Source organism: Nocardiopsis sp. EMB25 (assembly GCF_026797795.1).
GTDB lineage: Bacteria > Actinomycetota > Actinomycetes > Streptosporangiales > Streptosporangiaceae > Nocardiopsis > Nocardiopsis lucentensis.
The window spans coordinates 3,734,647-3,750,770 of the sequence record NZ_JAMTDN010000001.1; the positions used below are offsets into that span (position 1 = coordinate 3,734,647).

Annotated in this window: 12 protein-coding genes; 3 read left to right on the forward strand and 9 right to left on the reverse strand. The window is 70.8% G+C overall.

What is annotated here, in order from left to right:
• Positions 1-11 precede the first annotated feature (11 nt).
• From KIK06_RS16125 to KIK06_RS16135, 3 genes are all read right to left on the reverse strand, one after another.
• The gene (locus KIK06_RS16125; protein ID WP_268643833.1) at positions 12-500 is read right to left on the reverse strand and encodes a hypothetical protein; all 489 of its coding nucleotides are present in this window, start codon (positions 498-500) and stop codon (positions 12-14) included.
• Between the two features lie 136 nt (positions 501-636).
• Positions 637-1,479, reverse strand: a complete 843-nt coding sequence (locus tag KIK06_RS16130) for a GNAT family N-acetyltransferase (RefSeq protein WP_268643834.1) — start codon at positions 1,477-1,479, stop codon at positions 637-639.
• Positions 1,480-1,571: 92 nt separating this feature from the next.
• Positions 1,572-3,203, reverse strand: coding sequence for an alpha/beta hydrolase (locus KIK06_RS16135; RefSeq protein WP_268643835.1), 1,632 nt, complete (start codon positions 3,201-3,203; stop codon positions 1,572-1,574).
• Between the two features lie 143 nt (positions 3,204-3,346).
• Between KIK06_RS16135 and KIK06_RS16140 the strand changes: the two genes are divergently transcribed.
• The gene (locus KIK06_RS16140; protein WP_268643837.1) at positions 3,347-3,811 is read left to right on the forward strand and encodes an Lrp/AsnC family transcriptional regulator; all 465 of its coding nucleotides are present in this window, start codon (positions 3,347-3,349) and stop codon (positions 3,809-3,811) included.
• A gap of 190 nt (positions 3,812-4,001) precedes the next feature.
• Here the strand turns inward: KIK06_RS16140 and KIK06_RS16145 are convergent, their stop codons facing one another.
• The 6 genes from KIK06_RS16145 to dxr form a co-directional block, all read right to left on the reverse strand.
• A complete protein-coding gene (locus KIK06_RS16145; RefSeq protein ID WP_268643840.1) occupies positions 4,002-5,714 on the reverse strand; it encodes a flavin monoamine oxidase family protein in 1,713 nt (570 codons plus the stop codon).
• Positions 5,715-5,788: 74 nt separating this feature from the next.
• Positions 5,789-6,595: a carbon-nitrogen hydrolase family protein gene (locus KIK06_RS16150; RefSeq protein WP_268643842.1), complete on the reverse strand. Its 807-nt coding sequence runs from the start codon at positions 6,593-6,595 to the stop codon at positions 5,789-5,791.
• Positions 6,596-6,820: 225 nt separating this feature from the next.
• On the reverse strand, positions 6,821-8,302 hold the full coding sequence (locus tag KIK06_RS16155) for an amino acid permease (RefSeq protein WP_268643844.1): 1,482 nt from the start codon (positions 8,300-8,302) through the stop codon (positions 6,821-6,823).
• A gap of 461 nt (positions 8,303-8,763) precedes the next feature.
• Complete coding sequence (ispG, locus tag KIK06_RS16160; RefSeq protein ID WP_017599491.1) at positions 8,764-9,918, reverse strand: flavodoxin-dependent (E)-4-hydroxy-3-methylbut-2-enyl-diphosphate synthase; 1,155 nt, start codon at positions 9,916-9,918, stop codon at positions 8,764-8,766.
• A 415-nt stretch (positions 9,919-10,333) separates the two neighbouring features.
• Positions 10,334-11,689 (reverse strand): M50 family metallopeptidase, encoded by a 1,356-nt coding sequence (locus KIK06_RS16165; protein ID WP_268643845.1) that lies wholly within the window; start codon positions 11,687-11,689, stop codon positions 10,334-10,336.
• Positions 11,690-11,709: 20 nt separating this feature from the next.
• Positions 11,710-12,924 carry a 1-deoxy-D-xylulose-5-phosphate reductoisomerase gene (gene dxr / locus KIK06_RS16170; RefSeq protein WP_268646023.1) on the reverse strand — a complete coding sequence of 405 codons (1,215 nt, stop codon included), beginning with the start codon at positions 12,922-12,924 and terminating at the stop codon, positions 11,710-11,712.
• 256 nt (positions 12,925-13,180) lie between these two features.
• Between dxr and KIK06_RS16175 the strand changes: the two genes are divergently transcribed.
• Both KIK06_RS16175 and KIK06_RS16180 read left to right on the forward strand, forming a co-directional pair.
• A complete protein-coding gene (locus KIK06_RS16175; RefSeq protein WP_017599495.1) occupies positions 13,181-14,842 on the forward strand; it encodes a CocE/NonD family hydrolase in 1,662 nt (553 codons plus the stop codon).
• A 190-nt stretch (positions 14,843-15,032) separates the two neighbouring features.
• Positions 15,033-16,097, forward strand: coding sequence for a trypsin-like serine peptidase (locus KIK06_RS16180; RefSeq protein WP_268643846.1), 1,065 nt, complete (start codon positions 15,033-15,035; stop codon positions 16,095-16,097).
• The last annotated feature ends 27 nt before the right edge of the window (positions 16,098-16,124 follow it).

A 16,124-nucleotide genomic window follows, 5' to 3' on the forward strand; every position in this document is an offset into this window, starting at 1 on the left:
GTCGGAGCGCGTCAGTCGCAGTTGTCCCACCCGGGTCGGCCTCCCCAGCCGACGTAGCCGGTCTCAGGGGAGTCGATCGTCGCCTCGTAGCGGACGCACTGGTCCTGGGCCGGCCCGGAGACGGCGGCGTAGTGGCCGTAAAAGCCCTCGTCCTCGTACCGCGTCGAGCCGGACGAGGTCTGGACGTAGAGGGTGGCGGTGGTCCAGGTCGAAGTCCCGTGCGCGCCGCCGGTCCGCATCGTGACCGCGCAGTTCTCCCCGTACTGAGCGTTCCACAGCAGGTAGGCCGTACCCAGCTGCTCGTAGGGCCCGCCGATCAGGTCGACCTCGATCAGGTCGGAGTAGAGAACGGTGTAGTTACCGTTGGCCCAGTCGCACCCTTCTTCGGAGACGACCGCGGAACCCAGGGAGTGAGCTGACGCTGGGGAGGCTGAGGCCCATGTCGCCACGCTGGCGAAGGCCAGAACGAAGAACGCGCGCCCGAGCTTCTTGAACTTCACGAAGATCCTTGTCATGGGGGTCGACAGATGACGGTTCATCCTCGCGAGGATCCGTTGGGGGCACAAGTGCCGGACGTGGCGACCGACCGTGGCTGCCTCAGCGCCTCTCGGTCCGTGAACCGCGAGGCGGTCACCCCTAGAACAGCACCGACATGACCTCGCCGACCTGGCGGAAGCCGACCCTGCGGTAGGTGGCGCGGGCCGCGGTGTTGAAGTCGTTGACGTACAGGGTCACGCGGGGCGCGATCTCCGCCAACGCGTACCGGACCACCGCGGCCATGCCCGCCGTGGAGTGGCCCCGGCCGCGCAGGTCGGGGTGGACCCACACCCCCTGGACCTGGCAGGCGTGCGGTGTGACCGCGCCGATCTCGGCCTTGAAGACCACACGGCCGTCCTCGATCCGGGCGAACGCGCGCCCGGTGCGCACGAGCTCCTCGATGCGCGCCCGGTACAGGGCCCCGCCGTCGCCGGAATCCGGTGGGACGCCGACCTCCTCGGTGAACATCGCCACGCAGGCGGGGACCAGGGTGTTGAGTTCCGAGGGCCGGACCCGGCGCACCTCGGGGTCGGCGGGCACGGCGGGCGGCGTGTCGATCTCCAGGACCGGTTGGCTGGCGCGGATGGCACGGGCCGGTCCCCACGCGGGCGTGACCTGTTCCCAGAAGTCCTGGACGGCCTCGACGGGGCCGACGATCGAGGAGCACCGGCGGCCGCGCCAGCGGGCGTGGTCGGCGAAGCTGCGGATCGCCGCCGGTCCCGCGTTGACCGGGACCAGGTTGGCTCCGGAGTAGCACAGGGCCGTCAGGTGCCCGTCCTCGACGAAACCCCACACCTCCGTCCCGCTGAAGCGCGCGGAGATCCCGGTGGTCATCAGGCGCGAGGCCACGAAGACGTTGCCCACGGGGTCGGTGTCCAGGAGTGCGCGGACGGCCGTCCGGTCGCGCTCTCCGAGGATCCGTACCGGCGAGGTCCGAAGCATCGCGTTCTCCCCCATCGTCCAGTCGGTCCCCCGGGGAGTCCCGGAGGTGACGACCCGATCCAGTTCGCGCCGGTTCCAGCCTATTAGACGGGTTACCCCGGCTCACCGGGAAGCTCCGGGATGGCCGCTCCGGCCCCCTCCGCCACGGCCTTCAGGTCCTCGCGCTGGGTGCTCGGACGCGGTTCGGGGCGGGACGCGCAGATGAGGTCCGGCCCCGTCGTCCTCCGGTCGGGCAGGGAGGCGCGGAGCAGGTAGTCGGTGACGATCTGGTCGACGCACTCGTTGCCGGTGAAGGCGACGCCGTGGGTGTGTCCGCCGTCCTCGATGACCAGGACCGACCCGGGCAGGCGGTCGCGCAGGGCGTGGGCGCCCTCGAGGGGGGTGGCCCCGTCCTCGGTCGCGTGCACGATCAGGGCCGGTCCGGTGTAGGCGCGGTGCTCGTGGGGCGCGTCGCCGACCTGGAACCAGTCCCCGGAGCCCGCGGCCCAGTTCAGGCACGGAGCGTTGTACCAGGCGTTGTGCCAGCCAATGAAGGGCGCCTCCTCGTGCGCGAGGAGGGCGTCGGAGCGCCAGGCGGACCAGTCGGTCGGCCAGTGCGCGTCGGTGCACTGGACGGCGAGGTAGCCGCCGTAGCTCTGGTCGCTGTCGGCGTGGTCGCCGAAGGCCTTGTGCAGGGTGACGATCCCGGCGGCGTCGCCGTCGTTGATCCGGGTGGACAGCGCGCGGGCGACTCCGGGCCAGGTGGAGCTGGTGTAGGTGACCACGATGACGGCGGTCTCCAGCTCGGTGGGGCCGACGGTGTCCTCGATCGGGTTCCGCCGCGCCTCGGAGCGCAGGTCGTAGTAGGCCTCGGCGACCTCGTCCCCGGTCCGCCCCAGGCGATAGGTGTCGTGGTGGCGAGCGACCCAGTCGAAGAAGTTCTGCGCCGCGCGCTGGAGGGCGCGGCTCTGGACGTGGTTGCTCTCGTACCAGGGGTTGTCCGGGTTGACGACGCTGTCGAGGACGAGCGCTCGGACGCGGTCCGGGTAGAGGGAGGAGTAGACCGTGCCGAGGTAGGTGCCGTAGGAGTAGCCGAGGTAGTCGATGCGGTCCTCGCCCAGGGCGCGACGGACGGCGTCCATGTCGTGGGCGGTGTCCTCGGTGCGGGTGTGGGCCAGGAGGGTGCCGGTGTTCTCCGCGCAGGCCTCGGCGTAGGCCTGGGCGTCGGCCCTCAGGGCGGCCTCCTCGGCCCCGTCCGCGGGCACGGTGTCCGGGCGGACCGGGGTGAAGTAGTCGGGATCGCAGCTGATGGCGGGGGTGGAGGCGCCGACGCCGCGCGGGTCGAAGGCGACGACGTCGTAGACCTCGCGCAGCTCCTCGGGCATGCGCTGGTGGGTGATGGAGGCCCAGCGGCGGGCCCCGCTGCCGGGCCCGCCGGGGTTGACGAGCAGGGTGCGCTGGCTGGTGCCGGTGGCGCGGACACGCGAGAGGGCGAGCTCGACGGTCTCGTCGGCTCCGGGGACCCGGTCGCCTCCGGCGGTGCGGACGAGAGGGACGGTCAGGGTGGCGCACTCCAGGACCTCGTCGCCCTGGGGTTCGAGGTCCTTGCAGGGAGCCCAGTCGAGACCGGTGCGGTCGACTCGGGTGACCGGTTGGGCGGCCTCAGCCAGGGCGGGTACGGGGGCGATCGCGAGCGAGGCCAGCAGGGCCCCGGCGGTGGCGGTGGCCCGGATTCGTCGTCGCACTCGTGCTCTCCCCTGCGCGTCGTGATGTCCGTACGCATTGTCTCAATTACCGAACGTGACATGCGGAAACGACACGAACCCCAGGAGGTGTCGCCCCGGTAGCATGTGCCCTGGTGAGGTCAGACAGGGACATAAGGGGCACAATGCGTCTGGATCGTGTCGACGAGCGGATCATCGCGATACTCGGCGCGGACGCGCGGATGAGCTTCGCCGAGATCGGCGGCGAGGTCGGGCTCAGCCCCTCCGCGGTCAAGCGCCGCGTCGACCGACTGATCGAGTCCGGCGCCGTACGCGGGTTCACCGTGGTCGTGGAGCCCCAGGCGGTCGGCTGGACCACCGAGGCCTACATCGAGCTGTACTGCCGCGCGCGCACCTCGCCCGGTGAGATCCGCAGCGGACTGGCGGGGTACGCGGAGATCACCTCGGCGTGCACGGTGACCGGCGAGGCCGACGCCTTCGTCCAGGTCCGCGCTCGCGACACCCACCACCTGGAGGAGGTCATCGAGCGCATCGGCGCCGAGCCCTTCGTGGTGCGCACCAAGAGCACCCTGGTGCTGTCGCGGCTGGTCGACCAGCCGATCCTGGCGGGAACCGCCGGACTGCCCTAGCTGTGTTCGTTCTGGGCCTGCCGCTCCGCTTCGGCCCGCCCGTCACCCACCACCGCCCGAGGGACCGCTCCTCGGCGGGGCGGGCGCCCCCATGGGCGACCGCTGCAGGAAACGAACGGGGACGGCCCCCGGCCGCGCGCGGTTCGGTGGACGCGCGGACGGGGGCCGTCGAGGCGAGGCCGGTCGGACCTCAGTCCTCGGGAAGGCGCACGGGCGCCAGGTCGTCGAAGAGGTCGCCCGGACCCGGGTTGGTCGAGTCCGTCTGACCGCCGAAGTGGCGCACCACGCCCCACACGGCGTTGAGCGCGGTCTGCACGGCGCCCTCGGCCCAGCCGGCCGTCCAGGACACGTCGTCCCCGGCCAGGAACAGGCCGCGGTGGCGCTCCTCCAGCTCGTCCTGCTTGAAGTGCGTGAACAGGCGGCGCTGGTAGCGGTAGTGGCCCGGCAGGTTCGCCTTGAACGCGCCCATGAAGTAGGGCTCGTCCTCCCAGGAGATCGTCACCGGGTCACCCGTGATGTGCGAGCGGATGTCCACGTCCGGGTAGATCTTGCCGAGCGAGCTCAGCATGACCTCCATCCGCTCGTTGGCGGACAGCGGCAGCCACTTGAGCGAGTCGTCGCACCAGGTGTAGGACATGCAGATCGCGGCGGGACCGTCCGGGTCCTCACCCTCCAGCAGGTAGGTACCCCGGGTCATGCGGTCGGTGAGCGTCATGCTCATGACGTCGCGGCCCGTCTCCGGGTCCTTGTCCCGCCAGAACGCGCGGTCCACGGGAACGAACAGCTTCGAGGACTCCATGTAGTGGGTCCGCTCGATCGCCGTCCAGTGGTCGATCGGCAGCAGGCTCTCGTCGCAGTCGATCTTGGAGAGCATCATCCAGCTCTGGGCGGTGAACACCGCCGCCGCGTAGGTGCGGGTGGAGCCGGAGGCGTCCGTGACCGTGATGTTCCCGGACGGGGAGCCCTTGGCGGCGGTGCGGCGCAGCGCCGTGACCCCCGGGCGCGGCCCGTCGCCGTGCAGGGAGGCCAGGGACGTGCCCTGCGCCCAGTACGTGATCTTGTCCGGGGCGTGTTCCCACATCCGCGTCGGCAGCTGCTGGACGCCGCCGACGATCCCCATGTGGTCGTCGTCCGCGCCGGTGTAGGTGACGCGCAGGATCTCCAGGATGGAGTTGGGGAAGTCCGTGTCCCAGCCGCCCGTGCCGAAGCCCACCTGGCCGAAGATCTCACGGTGGCGGAAGGAGGCGAAGGCGGGCGACTCGCACAGGAAGCCGTAGAAGGTCTGGTTGTCGAGCTTGTCCACCAGCTCGTTCCAGATCTCCTTCTGGGTGGCGACGTCGCGCTCGCGGATCGCCTGCTGCATACGGGTGTGCTGGGCGCCCTCCTCCAGGGTGCGGTCCCAGGCGCGCGCCACCTCGCGGTAGACCTCGGGCAGGTCGTCGAGGGTGGTCGCGTAGTGCGACTCGCCCTTGAGGTCGACGACGGTGCTCGGGGTGACCGGCGAGAGCGGGTTCGGGAAGGGGGTCGTCTCCAGCCCCATCTTCTCGACGTAGTGCAGGAAGGCGGTCGACGACGGCGGGAAGCGCATGGCGCCCATCTCCGCGACGACGTCGTCGGGGCAGTTCGGCAGCTTCTCCGTGCGCAGACGTCCGCCGATCTGGTCGGCCTCGTAGACGACCGGCTTCAGACCCATCTTCATGAGCTCGTACGCGGTGACGATGCCCGACAGGCCGCCGCCGATCACGGCGACCTCGGTCCCGTGGCTCTCGGCCGGGACCTGTCCGAGCCCGGCAGGGCTCTCCAGGTAGGCGTCGTAGGCGAACGGGAAGTCCGGTCCGCACATGTTCAACGGTGTGTCCTGCGCGGGCGCGGAACCTGCGGCCGTGGGCACGGCGGACGTCATGGGCCCCTCCTTACACAAGGGTCTCGTCGAGCGGGTGTACCGCGTGGCTGATGTGACTGGTGTCGGGTGGTGGTTCAGGGGACGAGCGACCCGTACAGATCGGGCCGGCGATCGTCCAGATAGGACTGCTCGGCCAGCAGGTCGGCGGTCGCGTCCGGGTCCACGTCCGCGACCAGCAGCTCCTCGCCGGGGCCGGCGCGCAGCAGCTCGGCGCCGTCGGGGCCGATCAGGGCGCTCAGTCCCATGTAGTCGAGGTCGCCCTCGGCGTCACAGCGGTTGACGTAGGCCAGGTACAGCTGGTTCTCCATGGCGCGGGCCGGGACCAGCAGGGTGGGCACCCGGACGTTGGGGTGCATGAGCGCGGTGGGCACGACGAGCAGTTCGGTCCCGGCCAGGGCGTGCGCGCGCACGGTCTCGGGGAACTCGACGTCGTAGCAGATGAGGAAGCCGAGCCGGACACCGTTCAGGTGGGCCTGCACGACCGGGGTGTCCCCGGGGGCGTACATGTCCCGGTCCAGGTCGCCGAAGAGGTGGCTCTTGCGGTACAGCGCCAGGGGCGCGCCGTCTCCGCCCACCAGGCGCACCGTGTTGTACACGCGCCCGTCGGCGCGCTCGGGGAACCCGTAGGCGATCGCCACGCCCGTGTCGGCCGCCACGCGGGCGACGGCCTCGGAGAGGGGGCCGTCGGCGGGTTCGGCCAGGCGTGTGACCTCGGCGCCCAGGGCGTAGCCGGTCATCGACATCTCGGGGCCGACCAGCAGGTCGGCGCCCTCGTCGGCGGCGGCCCGGGCCCGGTCGGCGAGCCTGGCGAGGGAGGACGCGGTGTCCCCGCTGCGCCCGGTGCCCTGGTCCAGGGCCACGCGCAGGTGTCGGCGTGTCATCGCTCCCCCTCCCGATCGGTCGTCGCGTACGGCCGCGTCCACTCTAGGTGGACGATCGCGCTGAAATGCGCCCCGAAAGATCCACTTCGTTGCGTTTTTCGCGTGGTCAGTGGTGGTTCGTTGCATGGTTCGCGGCGTCTTCACCCACCTGTTTCACGCGGGCACCCCCAGCAACGCGGGGGCGGGGCCGGAAGATTCCCGGCCCCGCCCCCGTGTCTCAACCGGTCAGACCCCGGCCTCGACGGTGCCCTCCGCCTCCAGGGCGGAGCGGCGCATGCTGTAGGCGAAATAGACGGCCAGGCCGACGACGAGCCAGGCGACGAAGGCCACCCACACGCTCAGGTCCATGCTGACCATCAGGTAGGCGCAGGCGAGCACGCCCAGGACCGGGGTGACCGGGGCGCCCGGCATCCGGAAGGCGCGCTCCAGGTCCGGTCGGCGCTTGCGCAGCACCATCACAGCCACGTTGACCAGGGCGAACGCGAAGAGCGTACCGATGGCGGTGGCGTCGGCGAGCGGTCCCAACGGGATGAGCGCGGCCAGGACGGCGATGACCACGGAGGTGATGACCGTGTTGGCGCGCGGGGTGCCCTTGGCGTCCACCTTGGAGAACGCCTTGGGGATGAGGCCGTCGCGGGACATCGCGAAGAGGATGCGGGTCTGGCTGTACAGGACGACCAGGACGACGCTGGCCAGGGCGAGCACGGCGCCCGCGGCGAAGATGACCGCCCAGACCGGGGTGCCGGTGACGTTGGTCAGGATTCCGGCGAGGGAGGTCTCGCCGTCGGCGAAGTCGGTCCAGTTGAGCGCGCCGACGGCGGTGAAGGCGACCAGGCAGTACAGGGCCGTCACCAGGATCATCGAGAACATGATGGCGCGGGGCAGGTCACGCTGCGGGTTCTTGGCCTCCTCGCTGGCGGTGGAGGCGGAGTCGAACCCGATGTAGGAGAAGAACAGCGTGGCGCCCGCGGCGCTGACACCCGCCATGCCCATCGGCATGAAGGGGGCGAAGTTGCCGTCCTGGACGGCGGTCACGGCGATGACCACGAACATGGCCAGGATGGCGATCTTGATGGCGACCATGACCGCGTTGACGCGGCTGCTCTCTCGCACCCCGGTGAGCAGGGCGAACATCGACAGCAGGACCACGATGGCGGCGGGCAGGTTGATCAGACCGCCCTCCATCGGCCCGGCGAGCAGCTCGGCGGGCATGGACAGCCCGGTGGTCAGGTGCAGGAGCTCGTCGATGTACTGGCCCCAGCCCACCCCGACGGCGGCGACGGACACGCCGTAGGTGAGCATCAGGCACCAGCCGCAGATCCAGGCCATGAACTCGCCCATGGTGGCGTAGGCGTAGGAGTACGCGGAGCCGGAGGCGGGGATCATCCCGGCCATCTCGGCGTAGGCGAGGGCGGAGAACAGCGCGGTGATCCCGGCCAGCACGAACGCGATGATGACGGCGGGCCCGGCGACCGGCACGGCCTCACCGAGGACGACGAAGATGCCGGTGCCCAGGGTGGCGCCGATGCCGATCATGGACAGCTGCCAGAAGCCCATGTGTCGGCGCAGGCCCGCGCCTTCGGCGGCCTGCGTCTCGGCCACGAGCTTCTCGACGGGCTTGCGGCGGGTGAGGCGGTCCCTCAGCGAGGGCACACCGCCCTGGCCGGCGGGCACGCGGGTGCCCGCAGTGGTCTTCTGGTCCACCACGTGAATAACTCCTCGACGTTCTGTGCGTGGGCGCACCACACCCCTGGGGAGGGCGTGTGATGAGGGGCGGCCGCCGCTCCCCGGAGGATGCACGGCGGAGGGCGGCCCAGTGTTCCCGCCGGTCACGGCTGGGACATGCCTCCAGCAACGTTAGCCGCGTTACCTAGGTAACATGACCCGCAAACGTTGCGTATGTCCGTCTTTGACGCCAGAATCCGTGCGTTATGACGCAATAAAACGCACACAAACGTGATGCATGTCATATGTTATTACCCACAGTAGTGGTAAACCGTTGACCTGCGAAGGGGTCGGTGGACGCCGGTCGTTCACCCGCTCTTCACCCTCGCCCGCACCCTCGCCCCGAAACGACGAGGGCCCGGCCCACGCGCGTGGCGTGGACCGGGCCTGTGTTCGTCGCGGGCCTCGGCTTCGGGAGGCGGCCCTGGGGTGTGTCGGAGGGGTCAGCCCGCGACGGCCACCGTGGGCTCGCCCGGCTCGACGGACTCACCCATCTCCTCGGCGATCCGCATGGCCTCCTCGATGAGGGTCTCCACGATCTGCGACTCCGGCACGGTCTTGATGACCTCGCCCTTGACGAAGATCTGGCCCTTGCCGTTGCCCGAGGCCACCCCGAGGTCGGCGTCGCGCGCCTCACCGGGACCGTTGACGACGCAGCCCATGACGGCCACGCGCAGCGGCACCTCCATGCCCTCCAGGCCGGCGGTGACCTCCTCCGCGAGCGTGTAGACGTCGACCTGGGCACGGCCGCAGCTGGGGCAGGAGACGATCTCCAGGCCGCGCTCGCGCAGGCCCAGCGACTCCAGGATCTGCGCGCCGACCTTGACCTCCTCGGCGGGCGGCGCGGACAGCGACACGCGGATGGTGTCTCCGATGCCCTCCGCCAGCAGGGCGCCGAAGGCCACCGACGACTTGATGGTGCCCTGGAAGGCCGGACCGGCCTCGGTCACGCCCAGGTGCAGCGGGTAGTCGCACGCCTGTGCCAGCTGCCGGTAGGCGTTGACCATCACGACCGGGTCGTTGTGCTTGACCGAGATCTTGATGTCGCGGAAGCCGTGCTCCTCGAACAGGGAGCACTCCCACAGCGCCGACTCCACGAGCGCCTCGGGCGTGGCCTTGCCGTACTTGGCGAGCAGCCGCTTGTCGAGGGAACCGGCGTTGACGCCGATCCGGATCGGAACGCCCGCGTTGCTGGCGGCCTTGGCGATCTCGGCGACCTTGTCGTCGAACTTCTTGATGTTGCCCGGGTTCACGCGCACGGCCGCGCATCCGGCGTCGATCGCGGCGAACACGTACTTGGGCTGGAAGTGGATGTCGGCGATCACCGGGATCTGCGACTTCTTCGCGATGATCGGGAGCGCCTCGGCGTCGTCGTTGGTCGGGACGGCCACCCGGACGATCTGGCAGCCGGTCGCGGTGAGCTCCGCGATCTGCTGGAGGGTCGCGTTGATGTCGGAGGTGCGGGTGGTCGTCATGGACTGGACGGACACCGGTGCGTCCCCGCCCACGGGAACGTTTCCGACCATGATCTGCCGCGACTTGCGCCGGGTCGCCAGCGGGCGCGGCGGAGTGGCGGGGATACCGAGATCGACGGTCACGCTTGATTCACCTCGTCTGCCACCGGAGGGGGTGGCACTTGATTCGTCCGGATGCGGAAAAGAAGGAGCGCCCTGAGCGGCGCGCGGTGCCGCGACCGGGGAGTCGATTCACCTGCGGCGCCAGTCTGCGCCGTCGTTCCCGGATCGCGGTGCCCAGGTTACCCCTACCGATAGGGACGAGGGTGCCGATGTGGCCCACCCGTCACCCTCCACCGTCCGAGAGTCGCTCCGCGAGGAGCCGGACACCCTAACGGATCCCCAGGGGGTTACCGTTCGGGCGCCGGCAGGGTTCTGCAAGACGAGTCGAGCCGCGAGCGAGGAACGAGCGGCAGGCGAAGACGAGGATGAAGAATCCCTGCCCTTCGGGCGCCCGAACACGGTCCGAAGCGAAGCGGAGGACCACAACAAGCACCGCTCAACCGAAGAGGCGCACCGGGTTGAACAGGTCGGCCACGAGCAGGACCACGCTGAACACCAGGAAGCACGCGACCACCACGTAGGCCACCGGGGTCAGCATCGCCACGTCCACGGGGCCCGGGTCGGGCCGCCGGGTCAGCCGGGCCCACCCGCGCTTGACCCACTCCCACAGCGCGCCCGCCATGTGGCCGCCGTCCAGCGGCAGGATCGGCAGCATGTTGAAGGCGAACAGGAAGAGGTTCACCCCGGCCAGGATCTGGATCATGAGCGCGGCGGTGTCGGCCAGGGGCAGGCCCTGGGACATGATCTCGCCGCCGATCCGGGAGATCCCGACGATGCCCACCGGGGAGTCCTGGGTGCGCTGCTCACCGAGGAAGGCCGCGGCGAACACGTCCGGCACCTTGCCGGGCAGGGAGACCAGCGCCTCGCCGACGCCGACGAGCATGGTCCCCATCTCGGCGGCGGACTCGCCCAGCGTCAGCGTGGAGCGCTCGGAGGCGAACACGATGCCGAGGAAGCCCACGGTCTCGGTCCGGTAGGCGCGGTAGCCCTGGTCGTCGTAGACGTAGTCGCCGTCGGCGTCGGTCTCGTAGAGGATCTCGCCGTCGGCGTCGCGCGCGGGCAGCTCGTTCTCGATGATGTCCACGTCGAACGGGACCCGCTCGCCGTCGCGCTCCACGACGATCTCGGTGCCGCCCAGGGAGTCGCGGATCGCCTGGTTGGCGGCGTTCCAGTCGGGGGTGGGCGTACCGTCCACCTCCACGATGACGTCACCGGCCTCCAGACCGGCCTCCGCGGCGGGGGTGGGCGGTTCGTCGGTGCACTCGGTGACCGACTCCCCGGCGGGCACGACGCACTCGGTGACCATGCCGATCGTGGTGGTGCTCTGCGGTACGCCGATGCCCATGAACAGCACGCCGAGCAGGATCGCGGCCAGGACCACGTTCATTCCGGGGCCGGCGAACATGACGATCAGCCGCTTCCACGGCGAGCGCTGGTAGAACTGCCGGTCCCGGTCCTCGGGCCCGACCTCGATGTAGGACGCCTCACGCGCGTCCTCGGCCATCGCGCGCCAGCGGGAGAGCTTGCGCGAGCCCTCGTCCCCGGTCCTGCGCGCGGGCGGCAGCATGCCGACCATCCGCACGAAGCCGCCCAGCGGGACGGCCTTGACCCCGTACTCGGTCTCGCCCCTGCGCACCGACCACAGGGTCTTGCCGAAGCCGACCATGTACTCGGTGCACTTGATCCCGAACATCTTGGCCGTGGAGAGATGGCCGAGTTCATGCCAGGCGATCGAGAACAGCAGCCCGAAGACGAACAGGACGATCCCGATCACGGTCATCAACGCGACCATGCACTCTCCTCAAGCCGGTGTCAGGCCCGGCCCGTCAGCAGTTCACGCGCGCGCACACGGGCCCAGGCGTCAGCGGCGTACACGTCGTCAAGGGTCAGGTCAGCCGAGGAGGCACCGAGGGGGCGCTCCGACCGCTGATGCTCCGAGACTACCCGGGACACGGTGTCCATGATGGCCGGGAAAGCGAGGTTTCCCCTCAGGAAGGCGTCGACCGCCTCCTCGTTGGCCGCGTTGTAGACCGCGGGGGCCGTACCGCCCGCCGCGCCGACCTCGGCGGCCAGGCGCACCGCGGGAAAGGCCTCGTGGTCGAGCGGCTCGAAGGTCCACTCCTGGGCCCTGGCGAAGTCCAGTCCGGGGGCGGCGTCGGGAACCCGGTCGGGGGCCCCGATCCCGTGGGCGATCGGGATCATCATGCTCGGCGGGCTGGCCTTGGCGATGGTCGCCCCGTCCACGTACTCGACCATCGAGTGGACGATGGACTGCGGGTGCACCACGACGTCGATGCGCTCGAAGGGGACGTCGAACAGGAGGTTGGCCTCGATCACCTCCAGTCCCTTGTTGACCAGGGTGGCGGAGTTGACGGTGATGACCGGGCCCATGCTCCACGTGGGGTGGTTGAGCGCGTCCTCCGGGGTGACGCCCTCCAGTTCGTGGCGGCCGCGACCGCGGAAGGGCCCGCCGCTGGCGGTGACCACGAGGCGGCGCACCTCGTCGCGACGGGCGTGGACGTGCCCCTGCGCGAGGCTGGTCAGCTCCCCCTCGGGCACGTGGGGGAAGCACTGTGCGATGGCGTAGTGCTCGGAGTCGACCGGGATGATCTGACCGGGCGCGGCCGCCTCGCGGACCAAGGGCCCGCCGATGATGAGGGACTCCTTGTTGGCCAGGGCGAGGGTGCGCCCGGCGCGCAGAGCGGCCAGTGTCGACTCCAGGCCGAGCGCGCCGGTGATGCCGTTGAGGACGACGTCGCACTCGGCGCCCGCCAGTTCGGCGACCCCCTCGGGTCCGGCCAGGACGGTGGCGGTGGCGCCGTGTTCGGCGAGGGCGCGCGTGAGCTCGGGGGCCCGGTCGGTGTCGGCGACGGCCACCAGCCGGGCGCCGAGGTCGGCGGCCTGCTTCGCGAGCAGGTCGATCCGGCCGCCGCCCGCGGCCAGACCCACCACCCGGAAGCGGTCGGGGTTGCGCTGGACGATGTCGACGGCCTGGGTCCCGATCGAGCCGGTCGAGCCGAGGACCACTACGGTTCGCTGCTGTTGTTGTCGCACGTCCTCATTGTTCCGCACCGCGTGGACCGGCACGTGCTTCGGTGGGATTTCGGGGGCTTTACAAGGGAGTGGCGGTGGCTTACCTTACTCGTTAGTAAGTTACCTCACAGTACTCCATGTCCCCCGTCACACTCCGGCCGGACCGGACGGCCGCACCCCCCGATGGCGATGGCGCGACCCATCGGGAACCTCCCGATCCCCCTCCCCCGACATCCCGAGGTTCCCCCTCATGCGTCACACAGACACGCCCGCACCCGTTCCTCGCGGTGGGCGCGCGACCCCCCGCGTCCCGCGCGCGCTCACCCGGCTGCTGTCCTGCGCCCTGGCGGCGGTACTCGCCGTCGCGCTCCTGCCCGCCGCGCCCGCCGCCGCCTCGGTCGGGGCCACCGTGAGCTACGAGACCATCGTCAGCCACGACGGCACCGAACTCGGCGCCAAGGTGATCACCCCGACCGGGGTCGAGGGACCGCACCCGCTGCTGGTCATGCCCTCGGCCTGGGGAACGAACAACCTCATCTACGTGGGCGCCGCCTACCGGCTCGCCTACGAGTCGGGGTACCAGGTGGTCTCCTACACCTCACGCGGCTTCTGGGACTCCGGGGGCGAGGTCCAGATCGCCGGCCCGGAGGACCGGGCCGACGCCAGCGCCGTCATCGACTGGGCCCTGGAGAACACCGACGCCGACCCCGAGCGGATCGGCATGGCCGGGATCTCCTACGGCGGCGGCATCAGCATGCTGACGGCCGCCGAGGACGACCGCGTGCGCGCCGTGGCCGCGATGAGCGGCTGGACCGACCTGGTGCCGTCGCTGTACCCGAACGAGACCATCGACATGCAGTCCGTGGAGGTGCTGCTCGCGCTCGGCAATCTCACCGGCCGCCCCGGCGAGGTCATGCGCGAGGTGGAGGACGGCTACCGGGACGGGGACGTGGGGCCCGCGCTGGAGATGGCGCCCGACCGCTCGGTGGCCACCAAGGTCGACCAGATCAACGCCAACGGCACCGCGATCATGATGGCCAACGCCTGGAACGACGGCTTCTTCCCGCCCGGGCAGATCACGGACTTCTACGAGCGGCTCGAGGGCCCCAAGCGACTCATGCTCACCCCGGGCGACCACGCCACCGCCGAGGCCTTCGGCGCGGCGGGCCTGCCGAACGAGATCTGGGAGTCGGTGGGCGACTGGTTCGACCACCACCTCAAGGGCGAGGCCAACGGGATCGCGGACGAGGACCCGGTCCACGTCAAGCCGAACAACGGCCGCGGCGGGTGGACCACGCACGCCGACTGGCCGTCGGTGACCGGCGCGACGGACCGGTACTACCTGGACCGGCCGAGCACCGGCTGGTTCCGCTGGCAGAGCCGGGGCGCCATGGAGCCGGAGCCGTCGACGGGGTGGGACTACGACTTCCGCACCGGGATCGGCACCACCGCGACGAGCGGGACGGTGCTGCTGTCCGGGGCCCTCCAGCAGTTCTTCGACGTGCCCACCGGCGTCCTGCTCCCGACCGTGGACCGCTACCGCTCGGCCGTGTGGACGAGTCCCACCTACCCGGACGGCGCCCGCGTGGCCGGGGCTCCGGAGGTGACGCTCACCCTGGAGCCCACCGCCGAGGACCAGTCGGTGTTCGTGTACCTGTACGACATCAACGCCTACGGCACGGGTGCGCTGGTCTCCCACGCCCCCTACACCCTGCGGGGCTCCGCCGACGAGCCGGTGACGGTGACCGCCGAGCTCCAGCCGGTCGTGTGGGACGTCCCGGCGGGCCACCGGCTGGCCGTGGTCGTGGACAGCGCGGACCCGCGCTACACGAGTGAGAGCCCGTACTTCAACCGGGTCGAGGTGACCTCTCCCGAGGGCGCCCCGTCCCAGATCACCATCCCGCTCTCCTGACGGCCCGCTCGTTCGCCCGATGACCCGTCCGGTCGACCACCACTCCCGCCGTGGTCGGCCGGGCGCCCCCCGGAGGACGGCGCCTCGGGCACGCGCCGGGGCGGCGGGCGGACAGTCTCTCTTCCCAGCGAACGCGAGACACAAACACAAAGTAGTCACTGAGTTACTGAAAGTGTGCGAAGATCAGTCCATGACCTCGCCCACCGCACACAGGATCCTCGCCCCCGTCGCCGCAGTGGCGCTCACCCTCGGGGGAATCGCCCTCCTCGACCTTCCGTCCGGTCCGGCCTCCGCCGTCACCCAGGCCGTCCACATGTCGCAGCCGTCGGAGACGGAGCGGGGGCGGGAGCGGGTCGCGCTCTCGCGCATGGACGGTGTGTCCCACCAGAGCGCCGCCGTGACCGACGCCCAGCGCAGGGCCGTGCTCGACTACTGGACGAACGAGCGGATGGCCGCCGCACGGCCGATCACCGGCCTGGTCGGGGAGACGCTCGGGATCGCCGGGCCGGAGGACTCCGCCGGGTCCGACGCCGAGCACCAGGCGGCCCCCCGCACCGACAGCAGCGGCGAGGTCTGGGGCGCCGGCGGTCTGGTGACCCGGACGACCGGCAAGGTGTACCTGACCATGAACGGCCGCGACTTCACGTGCTCGGCGTCGGTCATCGAGGCGGAGAACCGGAGCACCGTGGTCACCGCCGGGCACTGCGCCAAGGACGGGACCGGCTCCTGGGCGCGCAACTGGACCTTCGTGCCCGGGTACCGGGACGGGGAGAGCCCGTACGGCCGCTACACCGCCCGCGACATGCTGGTTTCGCCCCGCTGGTCGCGCGAGGCCGACGACAGCTACGACGTCGCCATGGTCGTGCTCAACACCCACTCCGGCGATGCCGTACAGGACCGGGTCGGGGCGCAGCGGATCTCGTTCTCGGCCTGGGCCGAGGACCGCGCGCGCGAGGGCAGGCAGGTGTACACGTTCGGCTACCCGGCGGCCTCACCCTTCGACGGGCGGCTGCTGCACTACTGCTCGGGCAAGACCTCGCCCGACACGGGGGGCACCACCGCCAACGGAGTGCGGTGCCGGATGACCCAGGGCTCCAGCGGCGGCCCGTGGTTCACCGGGTTCGACCCGCGCACCGGCCGGGGCACGGTCTCGTCCGTCGTCAGCTTCAAGTACGCCGACGACCGCGGCACCCAGTACGGCCCGCGCCTGGGTGAGGAGGCGCGGCGGCTCTACGACGGGGCCGAACGTCTTTGACCCTCGCACGTGAAACGCGCGCGGCCC